The 15,122-nt window shown below is 62.8% G+C and carries 15 protein-coding genes (1 of these 15 running past the window's edge); 7 read left to right on the top strand and 8 right to left on the bottom strand.

Annotation, left to right across the window (positions count from 1 at the left end):
* The 5 genes in view from HQL44_10435 to phaC are tightly spaced (at most 59 nt apart) and all read right to left on the bottom strand, a layout consistent with a single transcriptional unit that may run on beyond the window.
* A protein-coding gene (locus HQL44_10435; GenBank protein ID MBF0268994.1) for a c-type cytochrome crosses the window boundary here: on the bottom strand, positions 1 to 119 show its 5' portion. The gene continues 589 nt to the left of window position 1, outside the view; only the first 119 of its 708 coding nucleotides appear in the window; its start codon is at positions 117 to 119; the stop codon falls past the left edge of the window.
* Between the two features lie 59 nt (positions 120 to 178).
* Positions 179 to 1,228: a hypothetical protein gene (locus HQL44_10440; GenBank protein ID MBF0268995.1), complete on the bottom strand. Its 1,050-nt coding sequence runs from the start codon at positions 1,226 to 1,228 to the stop codon at positions 179 to 181.
* Complete coding sequence (locus tag HQL44_10445; GenBank protein ID MBF0268996.1) at positions 1,225 to 1,905, bottom strand: response regulator transcription factor; 681 nt, start codon at positions 1,903 to 1,905, stop codon at positions 1,225 to 1,227. Before HQL44_10445 ends, HQL44_10440 begins: the two co-directional genes overlap by 4 nt.
* Positions 1,906 to 1,914: 9 nt before the next feature.
* Positions 1,915 to 2,412, bottom strand: coding sequence for a 2-amino-4-hydroxy-6-hydroxymethyldihydropteridine diphosphokinase (folK, locus tag HQL44_10450; GenBank protein MBF0268997.1), 498 nt, complete (start codon positions 2,410 to 2,412; stop codon positions 1,915 to 1,917).
* Positions 2,409 to 4,205 (bottom strand): class I poly(R)-hydroxyalkanoic acid synthase, encoded by a 1,797-nt coding sequence (gene phaC, locus HQL44_10455; GenBank protein ID MBF0268998.1) that lies wholly within the window; start codon positions 4,203 to 4,205, stop codon positions 2,409 to 2,411. The genes folK and phaC overlap by 4 nt, the downstream gene beginning before the upstream one ends.
* 163 nt (positions 4,206 to 4,368) lie before the next feature.
* Between phaC and HQL44_10460 the strand changes: the two genes are divergently transcribed.
* Genes HQL44_10460 through recJ form a run of 5 tightly spaced genes read left to right on the top strand, consistent with a single transcriptional unit; the run spans position 4,369 to position 10,666 of the window.
* The gene (locus tag HQL44_10460; GenBank protein ID MBF0268999.1) at positions 4,369 to 5,370 is read left to right on the top strand and encodes an OmpA family protein; all 1,002 of its coding nucleotides are present in this window, start codon (positions 4,369 to 4,371) and stop codon (positions 5,368 to 5,370) included.
* Between the two features lie 23 nt (positions 5,371 to 5,393).
* Positions 5,394 to 6,614 (top strand): LL-diaminopimelate aminotransferase, encoded by a 1,221-nt coding sequence (locus tag HQL44_10465; protein ID MBF0269000.1) that lies wholly within the window; start codon positions 5,394 to 5,396, stop codon positions 6,612 to 6,614.
* The gene (locus HQL44_10470) at positions 6,611 to 7,900 is read left to right on the top strand and encodes a homoserine dehydrogenase (GenBank protein MBF0269001.1); all 1,290 of its coding nucleotides are present in this window, start codon (positions 6,611 to 6,613) and stop codon (positions 7,898 to 7,900) included. The genes HQL44_10465 and HQL44_10470 overlap by 4 nt, the downstream gene beginning before the upstream one ends.
* A 19-nt stretch (positions 7,901 to 7,919) precedes the next feature.
* Entirely contained in the window at positions 7,920 to 8,906 is a 987-nt protein-coding gene (glpX, locus tag HQL44_10475) for a class II fructose-bisphosphatase (protein ID MBF0269002.1), read from the top strand.
* On the top strand, positions 8,903 to 10,666 hold the full coding sequence (gene recJ / locus HQL44_10480; GenBank protein MBF0269003.1) for a single-stranded-DNA-specific exonuclease RecJ: 1,764 nt from the start codon (positions 8,903 to 8,905) through the stop codon (positions 10,664 to 10,666). Before glpX ends, recJ begins: the two co-directional genes overlap by 4 nt.
* Positions 10,667 to 10,691: 25 nt before the next feature.
* Here recJ and HQL44_10485 read toward each other — a convergent pair whose 3' ends face one another.
* Positions 10,692 to 11,417: a hypothetical protein gene (locus HQL44_10485; GenBank protein MBF0269004.1), complete on the bottom strand. Its 726-nt coding sequence runs from the start codon at positions 11,415 to 11,417 to the stop codon at positions 10,692 to 10,694.
* Between the two features lie 146 nt (positions 11,418 to 11,563).
* Positions 11,564 to 13,150, bottom strand: a complete 1,587-nt coding sequence (locus tag HQL44_10490; GenBank protein ID MBF0269005.1) for a lysine--tRNA ligase — start codon at positions 13,148 to 13,150, stop codon at positions 11,564 to 11,566.
* Positions 13,151 to 13,251: 101 nt separating this feature from the next.
* Between HQL44_10490 and mobA the strand changes: the two genes are divergently transcribed.
* Positions 13,252 to 13,866 (top strand): molybdenum cofactor guanylyltransferase MobA, encoded by a 615-nt coding sequence (gene mobA / locus HQL44_10495; protein ID MBF0269006.1) that lies wholly within the window; start codon positions 13,252 to 13,254, stop codon positions 13,864 to 13,866.
* Here mobA and HQL44_10500 read toward each other — a convergent pair.
* On the bottom strand, positions 13,811 to 14,341 hold the full coding sequence (locus tag HQL44_10500) for a DUF2478 domain-containing protein (GenBank protein ID MBF0269007.1): 531 nt from the start codon (positions 14,339 to 14,341) through the stop codon (positions 13,811 to 13,813). The genes mobA and HQL44_10500 overlap by 56 nt on opposite strands.
* A 46-nt stretch (positions 14,342 to 14,387) precedes the next feature.
* Here HQL44_10500 and HQL44_10505 point away from each other — a divergent pair, with 46 nt between their 5' ends.
* On the top strand, positions 14,388 to 15,005 hold the full coding sequence (locus HQL44_10505) for a hypothetical protein (protein MBF0269008.1): 618 nt from the start codon (positions 14,388 to 14,390) through the stop codon (positions 15,003 to 15,005).
* Positions 15,006 to 15,122: the final 117 nt, after the last annotated feature.

Raw genomic sequence — 15,122 nt, forward strand, 5'->3', positions numbered from 1 at the left:
TCATAGAGGCGTCCGCCCCTGGCAATCGAGGACGCATCTTCGGCCGCAGAGGCCGTGGTGCTGGTCAGGGCCACGGCCCCGGCAACCAACATCCCCATAAATTTCCAAGAAAAGCGCATGCAAACCTCCCATAATTTCCATAAGGAATAGAAGGCTATTATTGCGCAGCAACATTACCTCAGCCTGACGGCAGGGCCGTTCCACTTAAATCGATGGTAAATACCGCCCCCCCGCCTTCGCGGTCGTTCACCGAAAGCGTTCCGCCATGCAGGCCCACGGCTTCGGTGGCGATGCTAAGGCCCAGTCCGGCGCCGCCGCCCTTGGTGCTGTTGCCCCGCCTGAAGGGCAGAAAGACGTCGTCTTTCATCCCGGACGGAATGCCGGGGCCATGATCGAGAACGCGGATGATGCCGGGCGCTTGCAGCTCGACATCGACGGTTTCGCCTTCGGGGGAATGGCGAATGGCGTTTTCGATCAGATTGCGGATCGCATCGCCCAGCAAGATGTCGTTGCCCGATTCCAGCTTCCAGCGCCCCTCTGCCGAGAAGGCCAGATCGCATTTCTTCTCGAGCGCCAGGGGATAAAGGTCGGCCACTTGCTGCTGGCAGACGGCGTTCAAGTCAACCGGCATGTCCATGGGAATCTGGCGCATGTCCAGCCGGGCGATGGACAGAAGCTGATCGACGATCCTGGCCATGCGGTCGACGTCCGCCGCCAGTTTGGGCGATGTGCTGCAGTCGCGCCCCGAACAGCGGGCCTTCAGCACCGCCAAAGGCGTTCGCAATTCGTGCGCGGCGTTGGCGGTGAAGCGCTTTTGGCTGTCGAACCCCTCGGCAATTCGGTCAAGCCCGGCATTCACCGCCTTGATCAGGGGAAGAATTTCTTGCGGCACGCCCTTGGTGGACAGTCGCTCACCTAGATGCGCGGCGTCAAAGCCTGCGGCATGGTGCGACAGGGCCTGAAGCGGGGCTAGACTCGTCCTGACGATCCAGACGATAAGCAGCAAATTGACAACCAGCAAAGGAACAGTCAGGGGAATGACGTCGGTCACGATCTCGTGCGTCAGCCAGTTGCTGAAGGCCTCGCGCCCGCTTTCGATTTCCAGATCATGATCAAGATAGCCGCGCCACAGAAAATAGGGGGTGTTGATTCCAAGAACGATCAGATTGGCGACGGCAATGCCGCCGATCAGCCGCTTGCCCAGCGAGAAGGAGAACGAATCGCTCATGCTGACTTGTCTTCGGACAGCATATAGCCGACGCCGCGCACCGTATGGATGGCGACGCTGGCGTGCTGATCGGCCAGAATCTTGCGCAAACGCGAGATATTGGCCTCCAGCGCATTCGAGTCGATGAGATCGTCGATGCCGTACAGATTGTCCTCGATGTGCTGGCGCGACACGACGCGGCCAGTCGAACGCATCAGGGTTTCCAAAAGCATCAATTGGCGGCGCGCCAGGGTAACCGGCCTGCCTTCTACCTCGGCCGATCCCCTGACCGTATCCAAAGTAACATTGCCCGCCGTCTGCACGCCCCCCAACGCCTGGCCGGAACGGCGCAAAAGCGCCTTAAGCCTGGCCGTCAGCTCTCCCAGGTCGTAAGGTTTGACCAGGTAATCGTCCATGCCCAGATCCAGGCCGTGGATGCGATCGGTGATCTGGTCTCGGGCCGTGGCGGCCAAAACGGGCGTGGCGTCGCCCTTGGCGCGCAGCAGACGCAAAAGCTCGATGCCGTCGCCGTCGGGCAAACCGCGATCCAAAACGATGGCGTCATAGCGATTGGCCGCCAGCAGGGACATGCCCTCGTCAAGGCCGCCCGCCAGATCGACGGCAAAGGGAACGCGCGACAGATGGTCGCGGACCAGTTCCGCCAAATGGGGTTCATCCTCGACGACCAGGATACGCATAAGTCGATATTATACGGGAACGACGCCCTGCATCAATCCCTTGGGCAAATCCGCCAGCAGGGAGGCCACGGACAGTCCCGAAATCGGATGGCGCCACTGGGGGGCGACGTCTTGCAAGGGCAGCAGAACGAAGGCGCGTTCGTGAATCCTGGGATGGGGAAGCAGCGGCGAAACGCCGCTGACCTGTCCATCGCAATCCAGAAGATCGAGGTCGAGTGGGCGGGGGGCGTTGGCGATGGCGATGTCGCGTCGGCGACCGAACCTGGCCTCTGTCTCGTGCAGGCGCGCCAGCAGCGCCGCGGGCAAAAGCGCCGTTTCAAGCGCCGCTACCGCATTTCGGAATTCTGGCTCGGAAGGATCTGGCCAGGCCGGGCTGCGATATATCCGCGACCAAAGGGTCAGCCGGATGTCGCCCTGCTCCTCAAGCGCCGCCGCCGCCGCCCGAAAGGTGGCTTCGGGCGGGCCGACCATGCTGGACAGATTAGCCCCCAGCGCGATCAGGATCACATCAAGCGGACCTGAACATAAGACCCCGGCGCGTCTTCAAGCGGCTTGACCTTGCCGCCGCCGGGCTTTCGCGCCTTGACCTTCTTAGGCGACAGCTTGGACAGCCAGGCGTGCCAATCGGTCCACCAAGATCCCTCGTGCGAGACGGCGCCCTTCAACCAAGCATCTGGCGTTTCGGCCTTCTTCGCATTGATCCAGTGATTGTACTTGTTGGCCGCCGGGGGGTTGACCACGCCCGCGATGTGGCCCGAGGCCGCCAACACGAAACGCACCGGCCCGGAATAAGCCTTGGTCCCGGCAAAGGCGCTTTTCCAAGGGGCGATATGATCCTCTCGGGTGGCCAGGATGTAGATCGGCTGTTCGATCTTTTTCAGATCGATCGGCACCTTGTCAATCACGATGCCGCCCGGCTCGATCAGCTTGTTCTTCTGGTACATGTTGCGCAGATAGAAGCTGTGCATGGCGGCGGGCATGCGGGTCGAATCAGAATTCCAGTACAGAAGATCGAAGGGGAAGGGTTCCTTGCCCATCAGGTAATTGTTGATTACGAAGGACCAGATCAGGTCGTTGGCGCGCAGCATGTTGAAGGTGGTGGCCATCTCGTGGCCCTCCAGGAAGCCGCGCTTGTTCATGCGCTCTTCCAGGCTGGCGATCTGCTCTTCGTCGATGAAGACCTCAAGCTCGCCCGATTCCTCAAAATCGACCATGGTGGTGAAGAAGGTGGCCGAGGCGATCCGCTTGTCCTTCTTGGCCGCCATATAGGCCAGGGTGGTCGCCAGCAAGGTTCCGCCCAGGCAATAGCCGATGGCGTTGATCTCTTTCTCGCCGGTAATCTTCAAGATGGCGTCGAGCGCCGCCAGCGGCCCTTCCTTCATGTAGTCCGAAAAACCCTTGGCGGCTAAGCTTTCGTCGGGATTGACCCACGAGAGCATGAAAACGGTATGGCCTTGGTCCACCGCCCATTTCACGAATGAATTCTTGGGCTTAAGGTCGAGGATATAATATTTGTTGATCCAAGGCGGAATGATCATCAAGGGACGCGCCAGAACGTCCTTGGTAGTGGGATCGTACTGGATCAATTGGATCAAATCGTTCTGATAGACCACCTTGCCCGGCGTGGCCGCGATGTTCTGGCCGATCTTGAAGGCGTCCAGGTCGGTCATGCGGATCGACAGCGTGCCTTTGCCGCGCTCGAGGTCGGACAGCAGATTGTCCAGCCCCTTGACCAGATTCTCGCCGCCAGTCTCGGCGGTCAGGCGCAGAACTTCGGGATTGGTCATCGCGAAATTGGTGGGGGCCATGGCGTCGACGAACTGGCGGGTATAGAAATCGACCTTGCGGGCCGTTTTCTCGTCCAGCCCCTCGACCGACCCAACCACCGATTGAACCCAACGGGCGGTCAGCAGGTAGGATTGCTTGATGTAGTCGAAAACCTCGTTGCTCTGCCAGGCTTCGTCCTTGAAGCGCCGGTCGGCGGGTTCCGGCGCCACGATGGGGTCGGCCTCCTCGCCCAGCATGCGCCTGGCCGTGTTCTGCCACAACCGCATGTAATCGTTCCATAAATTCATCTGGGCTTCGACCAGACGGGCCGGATTGGCGGCCAATTGGCCCATCATTTCGGCAAAGGCCCGCCCGATATTCAAGGGATCGGCCATGCCCATGCTGGGGCTTTCGGCCTGTCTGGACACAAAATCGGCCATCAGACGCTGGCTTCTCTCGGCGATGCTGGCCACCGCTTGCGACAATTCCTTGGGATCTGGCAGTTTCAAGTCGGGTTGCGGTTGCTCGGACATTGCTCTCCCCTTATGATCCGGTGCGCTGGCCCGCCCCTTTCCGGGCGCTGGGCTTTCGTTGTTAGTGTCTATATACTCCTATTTCCCTTGTGGCCGAAAGCCTGTCTGGATTATTTCCAGCCTCTTAAAAGCCGCTCATCGCTGTAAGGAGCCCGAAGGCGCCATGACGTTCGAGACCCGACCGGGGATTTTTGCCCTGAAAGCCCAAGCCCAGCGCAAATCCGGCCCCTTGGCCGCCACGCTGCTGGCCTCGACTCTCCTGGCCGCCTGCTCATCGGTGCCCGACGCCGTCAACCCCATCGAATGGTATAAGGGGACCCGCGATTACATCGCAGGAGGGGACGAAACCAAGGCCAATGACAAGGCTCCGGCCGCCAACACGGCGGCCCGCAAGGAAGAGGCGGGCGAGTTCCCCAGCCTGTCCAGCGTGCCGGAACGCCCGGCGGTAACGCCTGAAAATCAACGCGCCCTGGCCGCCAAGGGTCTGGCCGCCGATTCGGAACGAGCCAAATATTCCGACGAGGAAATCAGGCGCGACACGGGTGCGGCCGCGGCAAGGCCCGCTGGCGTCTCGGCCCCGGTCACGACGGCTCCCGTCATGCCATCCGGCGGTCAGGCGGCCATGCCAGCCCGCCAGCCCGTCGCCGCCGCCCAACCCGCCGGCCAACCGCTGAGCGCGCAAGAAATGTTCCAGCGACGCATCGCCGAACAGAATTCGCCCAAGCTGACGCCCGAAATGATGATGCAGGGCTTTTTCACCGGTCCCGGCCAGGCGCCCTCGGCGGCGCCCTCCCCCGCGTCGATGGCGCCCACGGGTTCGATTCCCAAGTCGCAGATGTTGGGATCGTCGGCCATCGCCACCCTTCCTTTCGAATCGGGTTCGGCCGAGTTGAGCGCCCAGGCGCAATCGCAACTGCGCCAGCTGGCCCAATCAGCCGTGGCGCAGAACAAGCGCATTCGCATCGCCGGACATTCCGCCAACCGCATGACCGATACGGCGGGTGGCATGGGCGACATTTCCTCGGCCCGCGCCAACGCGGTCGCCCGAGCTATCATCGGCCTCGGCGTGCCGCCCGGCGCGGTGACGGTGATGGCGCTGGCCGACACCCAACCCGTGTCCAACGTCGAGGCCGCGAACCGGCGAGTCGAAATCTTCTTCGAATAACTCCGACATCAAGGCAGTCTCACATGGACCAGGAATTCCATCGCATCAAGCGGTTGCCCCCCTACGTCTTCGCGGAAGTCAACGCCATGAAGGCCAAGGCCCGCGCGGCGGGCGATGACATCATCGATTTCGGCATGGGCAATCCCGACCAGCCGACGCCCAAGCACATCGTGGACAAGCTGAAGGAAGCCGCCGACAATCCCAAGGCGCACCGCTACAGCATGTCCAAGGGCATCCCAGGCCTGCGCAAGGCCCTGTCCTCCTACTACGCCAGACGGTTCGGCGTCGATCTCGACCCGGAAAGCGAAGTCGTCGTCACCTTGGGGTCCAAGGAAGGCTTGGCCAATCTGGCCTCGGCCATCACCAGCCCGGGCGACGTGGTGCTGGTGCCCAATCCCAGCTATCCCATCCATCCTTTCGGCTTCATCATCGCGGGCGGCACCTGCCGCTACATTCCGGTGGCGCCGGGGCCTGAATTGCTGAAAGCCATCGAGCGCGGCGTGCATCACAGCGTGCCCAAACCGGTGGCCATCGTGCTGAATTATCCGTCGAATCCCACGGCCTACATCGCCGACCTCGATTTCTATGCCCAGGTGGTGGATTTCTGCCGCCATCACGGCATCTACATCCTGTCGGACCTGGCCTATTCGGAAATCTATTTCGACATCACCCCGCCGCCGTCGATTCTGCAGGTGCCGGGTGCCCGCGAAATTGCCGTCGAGTTCACCTCGATGAGCAAGACCTACAACATGCCGGGCTGGCGCATCGGTTTCGCCGCGGGCAACAAGCGGCTGATCTCGGCCTTGACCCGCATCAAGTCGTATCTGGACTACGGCGCCTTCACCCCCATCCAGGTGGCGGCGGCGGCGGCCTTGAACGGCCCGCAGGACTGCGTCGATGAAATCCGCCTGATGTACAAGCAACGGCGCGACGTGCTGATCGAAGGCTTGCAGCAGGCCGGCTGGGACATTCCCAATCCTCCCGCCACCATGTTCGCCTGGGCGCCCATTCCGCCCGCCTTCGCGCATTTGGGTTCCCTGGAATTCTCGAAGATCCTGATGCAGGAGGCCAAGGTGGCGGTGGCGCCCGGCATCGGCTTTGGCGAGCATGGCGATACGCATGTGCGCATCGGTCTGGTCGAGAACGTCCACCGCACGCGCCAAGCCGTGCGCAACATCAAGACCTTCCTGTCCAGCTACGACAAGGTTCTGGAAGACGCGGAAAAGAAGCGGGTTGCGGGATGAATGTCGAACCTTTGAAAATCGCGCTGGCGGGCCTGGGAACGGTCGGCGGCGGAACGGCCAGCCTGTTGCACGAACAGGCTGGATTGTTGGAAGCCAGGGCGGGCCGCCCCTTGCGGCTGGTGGCCGTTTCGGCGCTTGAACGCCCGGCGGGCCTTGATCTGGGCGCTGCCGCCTTCTATGAAGACGCCCGCAAGATGGTGGCCGAGGCCGATTACGACGTGCTGGTCGAATTGATCGGCGGTGCTTCGGGCATCGCCCTTGAGATCGTCAAGGGCGCTTTGGCCAAGGGCAAGCATGTCGTCACCGCCAACAAAGCGATGATCGCCCATCATGGCGTGGAACTGGCCAAGCTGGCCGACACGCTGGGCGCGTCGATCGGTTTCGAGGCGTCGGTGGGCGGCGGCATTCCCATCATCAAAAGCCTGCGCGAAGGATTGGCGGGCAACCGGGTCGTTTCGGTCAAGGGCATCTTGAACGGCACCTGCAATTACATCCTGACCACCATGCGGGCGACGGGGCGCGATTTTTCCGACGTGCTGGCCGAGGCGCAGAAGCTGGGCTATGCCGAGGCTGATCCCAGCTTCGACATCGACGGCGTGGACACCGCGCACAAGCTGGCCATTCTGGCCTCGCTGGCCTTCGCCATGCCGATCGACCTTGAAGCCGTGACCTGCGAAGGCATCCGCCACGTTTCGGCGCTGGACATCCAATATGCCGACGAGTTGGGCTATCGCATCAAGCTGCTGGGCATCGCTAGGCAATCGGACAAGGGCGTCGAAGCCAGGGTTTATCCGGCCATGGTGCCGCTGTCCTTCCCCTTGGCGCATGTCGATGGCGTGTTCAACGCCATCGTCACCGAGGGCGACTTCGTGGGCCGCACGGTGCTGGAAGGCCGCGGCGCAGGCGCTAAGCCGACCGCTTCCGCCGTGGTTGCCGATCTGGTCGATATCGCCAGGGGCCATGTCACGCCCGCCTTCGGCGTGCCGCTGTCTTTCCTGAAGCCGCAACCGGCGGCTCCTGCGGGCGATCATCTTAGCGCCTACTACATCCGCCTGATGGTCAAGGACGAACCGGGCGTCTTCGCCGACATCGCTGCGGCGCTGCGCGACGAGAACGTGTCGATGGAGCAGATCATCCAGCGCGGACGCGATCCCGGCGAAGCGGTGCCGGTGGTCATGACCCTGCACGAAACCGCCGAATCTTCCATGCAAAAGGCGCTGGCCCGCATTGCGGCCCTTCCGGCCCTGTCGGAACCGCCGCATCTGATCCGCATCGAGTCCGCTTAACCGAGGTTTCACCATGCCGATGTCCGAACCCCGTCTGCCCATGGACCGCAATCTGGCGCTGGAAGCCGTGCGGGTCACCGAGGCCGCCGCCCTGGCGGCGTCGCGCTTCATCGGACGCGGCGACGAACAGGCGGCCGACACGGCGGCCATGGAAGCCATGCGCGCCGCCCTTTCCGCCCTGTTCATCGACGGACGCGTGGTGGTGGGCGAAGGCGACGTGGGCCAGGTGCCGATGCTGTTCACCGGCGATCGGGTCGGCAACGGCAAGGGACCGGCCATTGATCTGGCCTTGGATGCGTTGGAGGGAACCTCCATCGTCGCCAAGGGCGGCCATAATGCAGTGGCCGTGCTGGCGCTGACCGAGAATGGCGGCTTTCTGCCTGTCCCCGACATCCATATGGAAAAGATCGCCGTCGGCCCCGGACTGCCGGTCGGCGTCATCGACATCGACGACGAGCCCTCGGAGAACCTGCGCAGGCTGGCCATGGCCAAGGGCGTCGAGGTCGAGGATCTGATGGTCTGCATCCTGGACCGTCCTCGCCACGAGGACTTGATCGGCAAGGTGCGCGACGCGGGCGCCAGAATCGTTCTGATCACAGACGGCGACGTGTCGGGCGTGATCGCCACGGCGCTTCCCGGCAGCGGCATCGACATCTATATGGGTTCTGGCGGCGCCCCTGAAGGCGTGCTGGCCGCCACCGCCCTGGCTTGCGCGGGCGCTCAGATGCAGTGCCGCCTGATGTTTCGCAACGAAGCCGAGAAGGCCAGGGCGCGCGCCGCCGGACATTGCGACCAGTCGGGCAAGCTGACCATTGCCGATATGGTGCGCGGCGAGGCCATGTTCTCGGCCACCGGCGTCACCGACGGCGCCATGCTGATGGGCGTGCGCAGGCACAGCGGCGGCGCCATCACCCATTCGCTGGTCATGCGCGCCCGCAGCGGCACCATGCGCCTCGTCGAGTCGCACCATAATTTCCTTCTCAAGGATTCCGGCGAAGCCGCATGAACGCCTTTCTTGGCGTCTCGCGGTCGATCAACGGGCGGCGCTGGATGTTGCGAGACGCCGACGAGCGACTAGCGCTTACTTTTTCACAACGCCTGCGCGTGGCGGAAATTGTTGGGCGCGTCATGGCCGGGCGCGGCGTCACCCTGGACGACGCAGAATCCTACCTGAACCCGTCCCTGCGCACCTTTCTGCCCGACCCCAGCAGCCTAAAGGACATGGACGCAGCAGCCGAGCGACTGGCCAGCGCCGTGATGGCGGGCGAGCTGATCGCCGTTTTCGGCGATTACGACGTCGATGGCGCCACCTCGTCGGCCCTGCTGAAACGCTTTTTGGAGCGTGCGGGCGGACGCGTGCGGGTTTACATCCCCGACCGCGTGGCCGAAGGATATGGCCCCAACGCCCCGGCGCTGCGCAAGCTGAAGGACGAGGGGGCGGGCGTCGTGGTCACGGTCGATTGCGGCACCACCGCCTTCGACGCCTTGGAGGAAGCCGCCAATTTCGGCCTGGACGTTATCGTCGCCGACCATCACGAAGCCGAGCCGCGCTTGCCCAAGGCGCTGGCCGTGGTCAATCCCAACCGCATCGACGAAGCGCGGGGCTTGGGCCATCTGGCCGCAGTTGGCGTCGTTTTTCTGCTGGCCGTCGCTGCCAACCGCACCTTGCGCCAAGCCGGATGGTATGGCCCCCAGCGTGCGGAACCCGATTTGATGCAATGGCTCGATCTGGTGGCGCTGGGCACGGTTTGCGACGTGGTTCCCCTGAAGGGCTTGAACCGGGCGCTGGTCACGCAAGGGCTGAAGATCATGGCCAAGCGCGCCAATATCGGCTTGGCCGCCCTTGGCGACGCCGCCAAACTGACCGAGAAGCCCAATGCCTGGCATGCCGGTTTTCTGCTGGGGCCGCGCATCAATGCGGGTGGGCGCGTCGGCGCCGCCGATCTCGGCACGCGCCTTCTGTCTTGCGACGATCCTATCGAAGCCGCGCAACTGGCGGCCAAGCTGAACGAGCTAAATTTGCAGCGCCAAGAGATCGAGGCCGTCGTTTTGCTGCAAGCCATCGAGCAGGTGGAAAGCACGGCCAGCGAGGACGCGCCTTTGCTGTTCGCCTATGGCGACGGCTGGCATCCTGGGGTCATCGGCATTGTGGCCGGGCGTTTGAAGGAACGCTACGCCCGCCCGGCTTGCGTGGTGGCGATCGAGAACGGCGTCGGCAAAGGGTCTGGCCGTTCGGTCAACGGCGTCGATCTGGGTGCGGCCATCATCGCCGCCCGCCAAAGCGGCTTGCTGATCAATGGCGGCGGACACGCCATGGCGGCGGGCTTTACCGTAAGCGCCGACCGCCTTCCCGAACTGGCTCATTTCCTGGCGGAACGCTTGCGCCTGCAGGCCAATTCAGGCCTTGCCCCTGTCCTTACCTTGGACGGCGCGTTGGAACCGGGCGGGGCCAATTTCGATCTGGTGGAAACGCTGGAGCGCTGCGGCCCCTATGGCGCTGGCAACGAAGAGCCGAAATTCGCCCTGGCGGGCGTTCGCATTGCCAAGGCCGACATCGTGGGCATGGGCCATGTGCGGGTGAATCTGGCGGGACCCGGCGGCGGCTGGCTGAAGGGCATCGCCTTTAAATCGGCTGATTCCGAACTGGGCCACGCCCTACTGTCCTCGAAGGGCGACCCCATTCATATCGCAGGAACGCTGCGCGCCGACAGTTGGCAGGGCAGAAGATCCGCCCAGTTGGTCATCGACGACGCCGCCATTCCTTAGAGCCTGCGATATTGCAGCCTGATGATCAGGCCATGGTCGAGAAGACGGCTCCCAGATTGGCGCTGACCGTTTCCACCGAAATGCTGGCTTCGGCATAAGTGGCCGACTGGAAGCTGGCCTGCGCCCCTCCGGCTGCGGCCGAAGCCTGCGGGGAGGTGGAGGGCGCATCGCCGGAAGCGCTTGGCTTGCGGCCGTTGTTCTTATCCAGCTCTTCCATCAGCTTCATCCAGAAGGCGTCCACGCTAAGTCCGCCGGTACCGACCGCCTGGCCGGAAATGCCGTCCTGGTTGCGAAGGCTCGCCACGACCTCCTCGAAATCGCCTTCGCTGGCAAAACTTCCCGAGACCTGGGTGATTTCCGTGATGTTCAGATGCGCCTCGAAGCTGGTGACCTTGATCACCGTATCCAGGCATTCATTGAAACGTTCCTGGCTGACCTGCCCGCTGCCGGTGGGGTCCAGAATGCCGTAGATGCGCTCGGCGATGTCGGCGTCCTCGACCACCGGCATCAAGGCCTGCATGGCTTCGTCCTTGCTAAGCGAACCGTCGCCGCTGGCGTCAATCTTGCCGAACACGCCCTGGCAGGCGTCGCCGCCCACGATATAGGGCTTCACATTCTGGGAATCGGCAATCGTGCGGGCCAGTTCCTGCTGGAAGGCGTCGGTGATCTCCTGGGCCGAACCGCAAGAGGCGAACAAGTCGCTCTGTCCCCGGCTATTGAACGCCGAGACATTCTTGATGGCATCGAACATGGCGGCTCCTCCCTTGCGCAGACTCGTCCGAAAACGCCTTTGCAATCATTGCGCCAAAAGAAAAACGGCGGAAAGCCGCCGTTTTCTTGGTCACGAACTGGTCCGGACAGGGCAAATCCTGCCATCGGCGGGGAATAAAATGCTGGTTAGGCCATCTCCTCGCCCCGGGCGGCGCGTTCCAGCAGGGCAACGCTTTCGGCAATGCCATACAGCGCGAAGAAGCCGCCCATGCGCGGCCCCTGATCCTGGCCCAGCAGAATTTGGTAGAGCGCCTTGAACCAGTCCTTCAATTCGGGGAAGGTCTCGGCATGGGCCTTGCCGGTTTCATAGACCGCCGATTGCAAGGCCTCGGCTTCCACCGGCGCCGCCTTTAGGGCAACGGCCAGATCGGACAAAGCCTTGGCCTCGGCGGCGCTGGCCTTGCGATAGGTTTTCGCTGGCTTCACGAAGTCGTCGTAATAGGCGATGGCGTAGCCCGCCAGACGGTCCAGCATGGGATGGGTTTCGGGCGACGCCGTGGGCGCGTAGCGCTGGATATAGCGCCAGATGGTAGCTTTATCCTCGGCATGCGCCACCGACACCAAATTTAGCAGCATCGCGAACCCCACCGGGGCGGCGTTGATTGGCGGCTGTCCGGCATGAATGTGCCAGACTGGATTGTCCAACCGCGCTTTTTCCTCCTGGGCCGGAAATTTCTCGACGCCAGACAGGTAATCATCGACCGCACGCGGAATGACGTCGAAGAACAGACGCTTGGCCCGCTTGGGTGCTTGATACATGTACCAAGCCAGGCTTTCCTCGGGCGCATATTTCAGCCAGTCTTCCACCGCCAAGCCGTTGCCTTTCGACTTGGAAATTTTCTGACCCTTGTCGTCCAAGAACAGCTCGTAGGTCAAATTCAAGGGCGGTTGTCCGCCCAGGATGCGGCAAATCTTCGAAGACAAAGTGACCGAATCGATCAAGTCCTTGCCGCTCATTTCGTAATCGACGCCCAGCGCGTACCAGCGCATCGCCCAGTCGCATTTCCACTGCATCTTGCAGTGCCCGCCGGTCACCGGCGTTTCCTTGAAGCTGCCGTCCTCGTCCTTATAAACGATGGCGCCCGCCGCCAGATTGCGCTCGACCACCGGCACTTGCAGCACCCGGCCCGTGGTTGGGCAGACCGGCAGAAAGGGCGAATAAGTTTCGCGGCGTTCCGGCCCCAAGGTGGGCAGAACGACATTGATCACGTCGTCATAGCATTCCAGCACGCGCAGGGCGGCGCGGTCGAAACGGCCCGACTTGTACCAGTCGGTGGCCGACTGGAATTCGTAGTCGAAACCGAAGGAATCGAGAAAGCCGCGCAGCCTTGCATTGTTGTGATGGCCGAAGCTCTCATGCGTGCCGAATGGGTCGGGAATGACGGTCAAGGGCTTGCCCAGATGCGGGGCCACGATGTCCTTGTTGGGGATGTTGTCGGGAATTTTGCGCAGGCCGTCCATGTCGTCGGAAAAGGCGAACAGGCGGGTGGGAATCTGCGGCGCCAACAGCTTGAAGGCGTTGCGCACCATGGTGGTGCGCACCACTTCGCCGAAAGTGCCGATATGCGGCAGGCCCGAAGGACCATAGCCGGTCTCGAACAAGACATAGCCTTTCTCGGGCGCTTTGCCCTTCAAACGCTCTTCGAGCAGCATCTTGGCTTCCTGGAAGGGCCAGGAGCTCGAGCTATGGGCAAGGGCGGAAAGATCGGACATGGCGGACGGCCTTCATGACATTGAGGGGACGTTGATAGGACTCCCCGCCCCATCCGTCAACATGGCTTGTCTTGGGCAAGACTGCGGGCCATCATCGGATCATGATCGCAAGACTGATCTTGGCGGGCGGGCAGGCGAAACGCATGGGCGGGGCCGACAAGGCTCTGATCGATCTGGCGGGCAAGCCGCTGATCGCCCATGTGATCTTGCGCCTGCAAGAATCCCAGGCGGGCAGGCTGGCGATCAGCGCCAATGGCGATCCGGCCCGTTTTGCCGATTTCGGACTGCCGGTGCTGCCTGATCTCGTGCCCGGTTTTCCAGGCCCGCTGGCGGGCATTCTGGCGGGCATGGACTGGGCTAGAAGCCATTTCCCCGATGGACAATGGCTGTTGACCGTTCCCTGCGACGCCCCCTTCATCCCCCTTGATCTGGCCGAAAGGCTGCTCAGCGCCGTGCAAAACGGGGGGGCCGAACTGGCCCAGGCGTCTTCTTGCGGGCGCGATCATCCGGTGATCGGTCTGTGGCCGCTGTCTCTGGCCGACGATTTGCGCCACGCCCTGACCGTGGAGAGGCTTCACAAGGTCGGCCAGTTCGCCAGACGCTATAAAAGGGCGATGGCCGACTTTCCGCTGGCTAACGGGCGCGACCCCTTCATGAACGTCAACTGCCCCCAGGACCTGGAGGCAGCCACCAGTCTTGAAGCGCCGCCTCGCTAGGCGCCAGCAGCACCGCCATGCCGCCGGTGAACTTTTCCCAGGCCTCGCGGTAATCGGGGGCCACGGTGGTCAGGACGGGAATCTCCTCGGCCATCAGGGCCAGCATTTCATGGGCCAGCCCCTGGCCTTCGCTTTCCAAATGCGAGAATTTGTTGACCACCACCAGATCGGGCCGTTCCGCCAGCGCGCGCCTTAGGCACTGGGTGGCGTCGGCTACCCCTTGCACATCCACTTGGCAACTGGCCGACTGACCCAGATTCTGCTTGATCGAGAAGCGCTTGCCGCTGTCGATCTCGACCAGTTCCATGGCCGTCTTGCGCCCCGCCTCGCGCCTGGTTTCCTGGATCAACCCCTGGACGCGCAGGCCCTTCGCCAGCAGCTTGCGGGCGAAAGCGATCAGATGACGTTGAGAGGTGGCCGAGTCCGGCTGGGACAGGATGGCCGCCGGTCGCCGATAGGGTTGCGCGGTTGACATGGCCCAGCTTGGCCCGTTTGATGGGCAAAGATCAAGAGAGGGGCTGATGGAAGATTCGATTCGTCTGGCGGAAGTGTTGTGCGCAAGACTGTGCCACGATCTGGCGGGGCCGGTGGGCGCCGTCTCCAATGGCGCGGAATTGCTGGAAGAAGACGATCCGGCGATGCAAGACGAGGCGACGGCCCTGATGGCGGGCGCCGCCGGTCAGATCGCCGCTCGCCTGCGCTTTTTCCGCGCCGCCTTTGGTTGGGAAGGCGGGGGAGCCAAGGACCTTGCCGAAGCGGGCAAAATCTGCGCCGACTTCCTGGCCCCGCTGGCCGGGCAGCCGCCCAGATTCGCCTTTGAAGGCCCCGCCGGGTCGGACCCCGGGCCGGTGGGCTTGAAAATCCTGCTGCTTCTTGTGCTGCTGGGTTCCGAGGCTCTGCCGCGTGGCGGACGCCTGACCGTCATGGCCGACCAGGGAAAAATGGAAGTTCTGGCCGAGGGAAACGGCGCCGTCCTGTCGGAAGACTTGGCCGTTCTGGCCAACCCATCAGCCCCTCCCCCAGCCCCTAGCCCTAAAACAGCCCCTCTCCTACTAGCTATGGGGTTGGCAAAAATAGCTGGCTGGACCATCGCCGCGCAAAGCGGTTCTGGCCGGGTGGTTCTGGCGGCCTTGCGATAATTTCCTGAAAAACGGGCGGGTTAGCCGAATGGAGGGCTTCCGTTCGGACTCTTTTGCATGGTAATAAAGTAGTGAGGGGAAAAAAGAAGTCCGAATGGCCGGAATTGGCGTCATCGG

The organism is Alphaproteobacteria bacterium (assembly GCA_015231795.1).
GTDB lineage: Bacteria > Pseudomonadota > Alphaproteobacteria > Rhodospirillales > WMHbin7 > WMHbin7.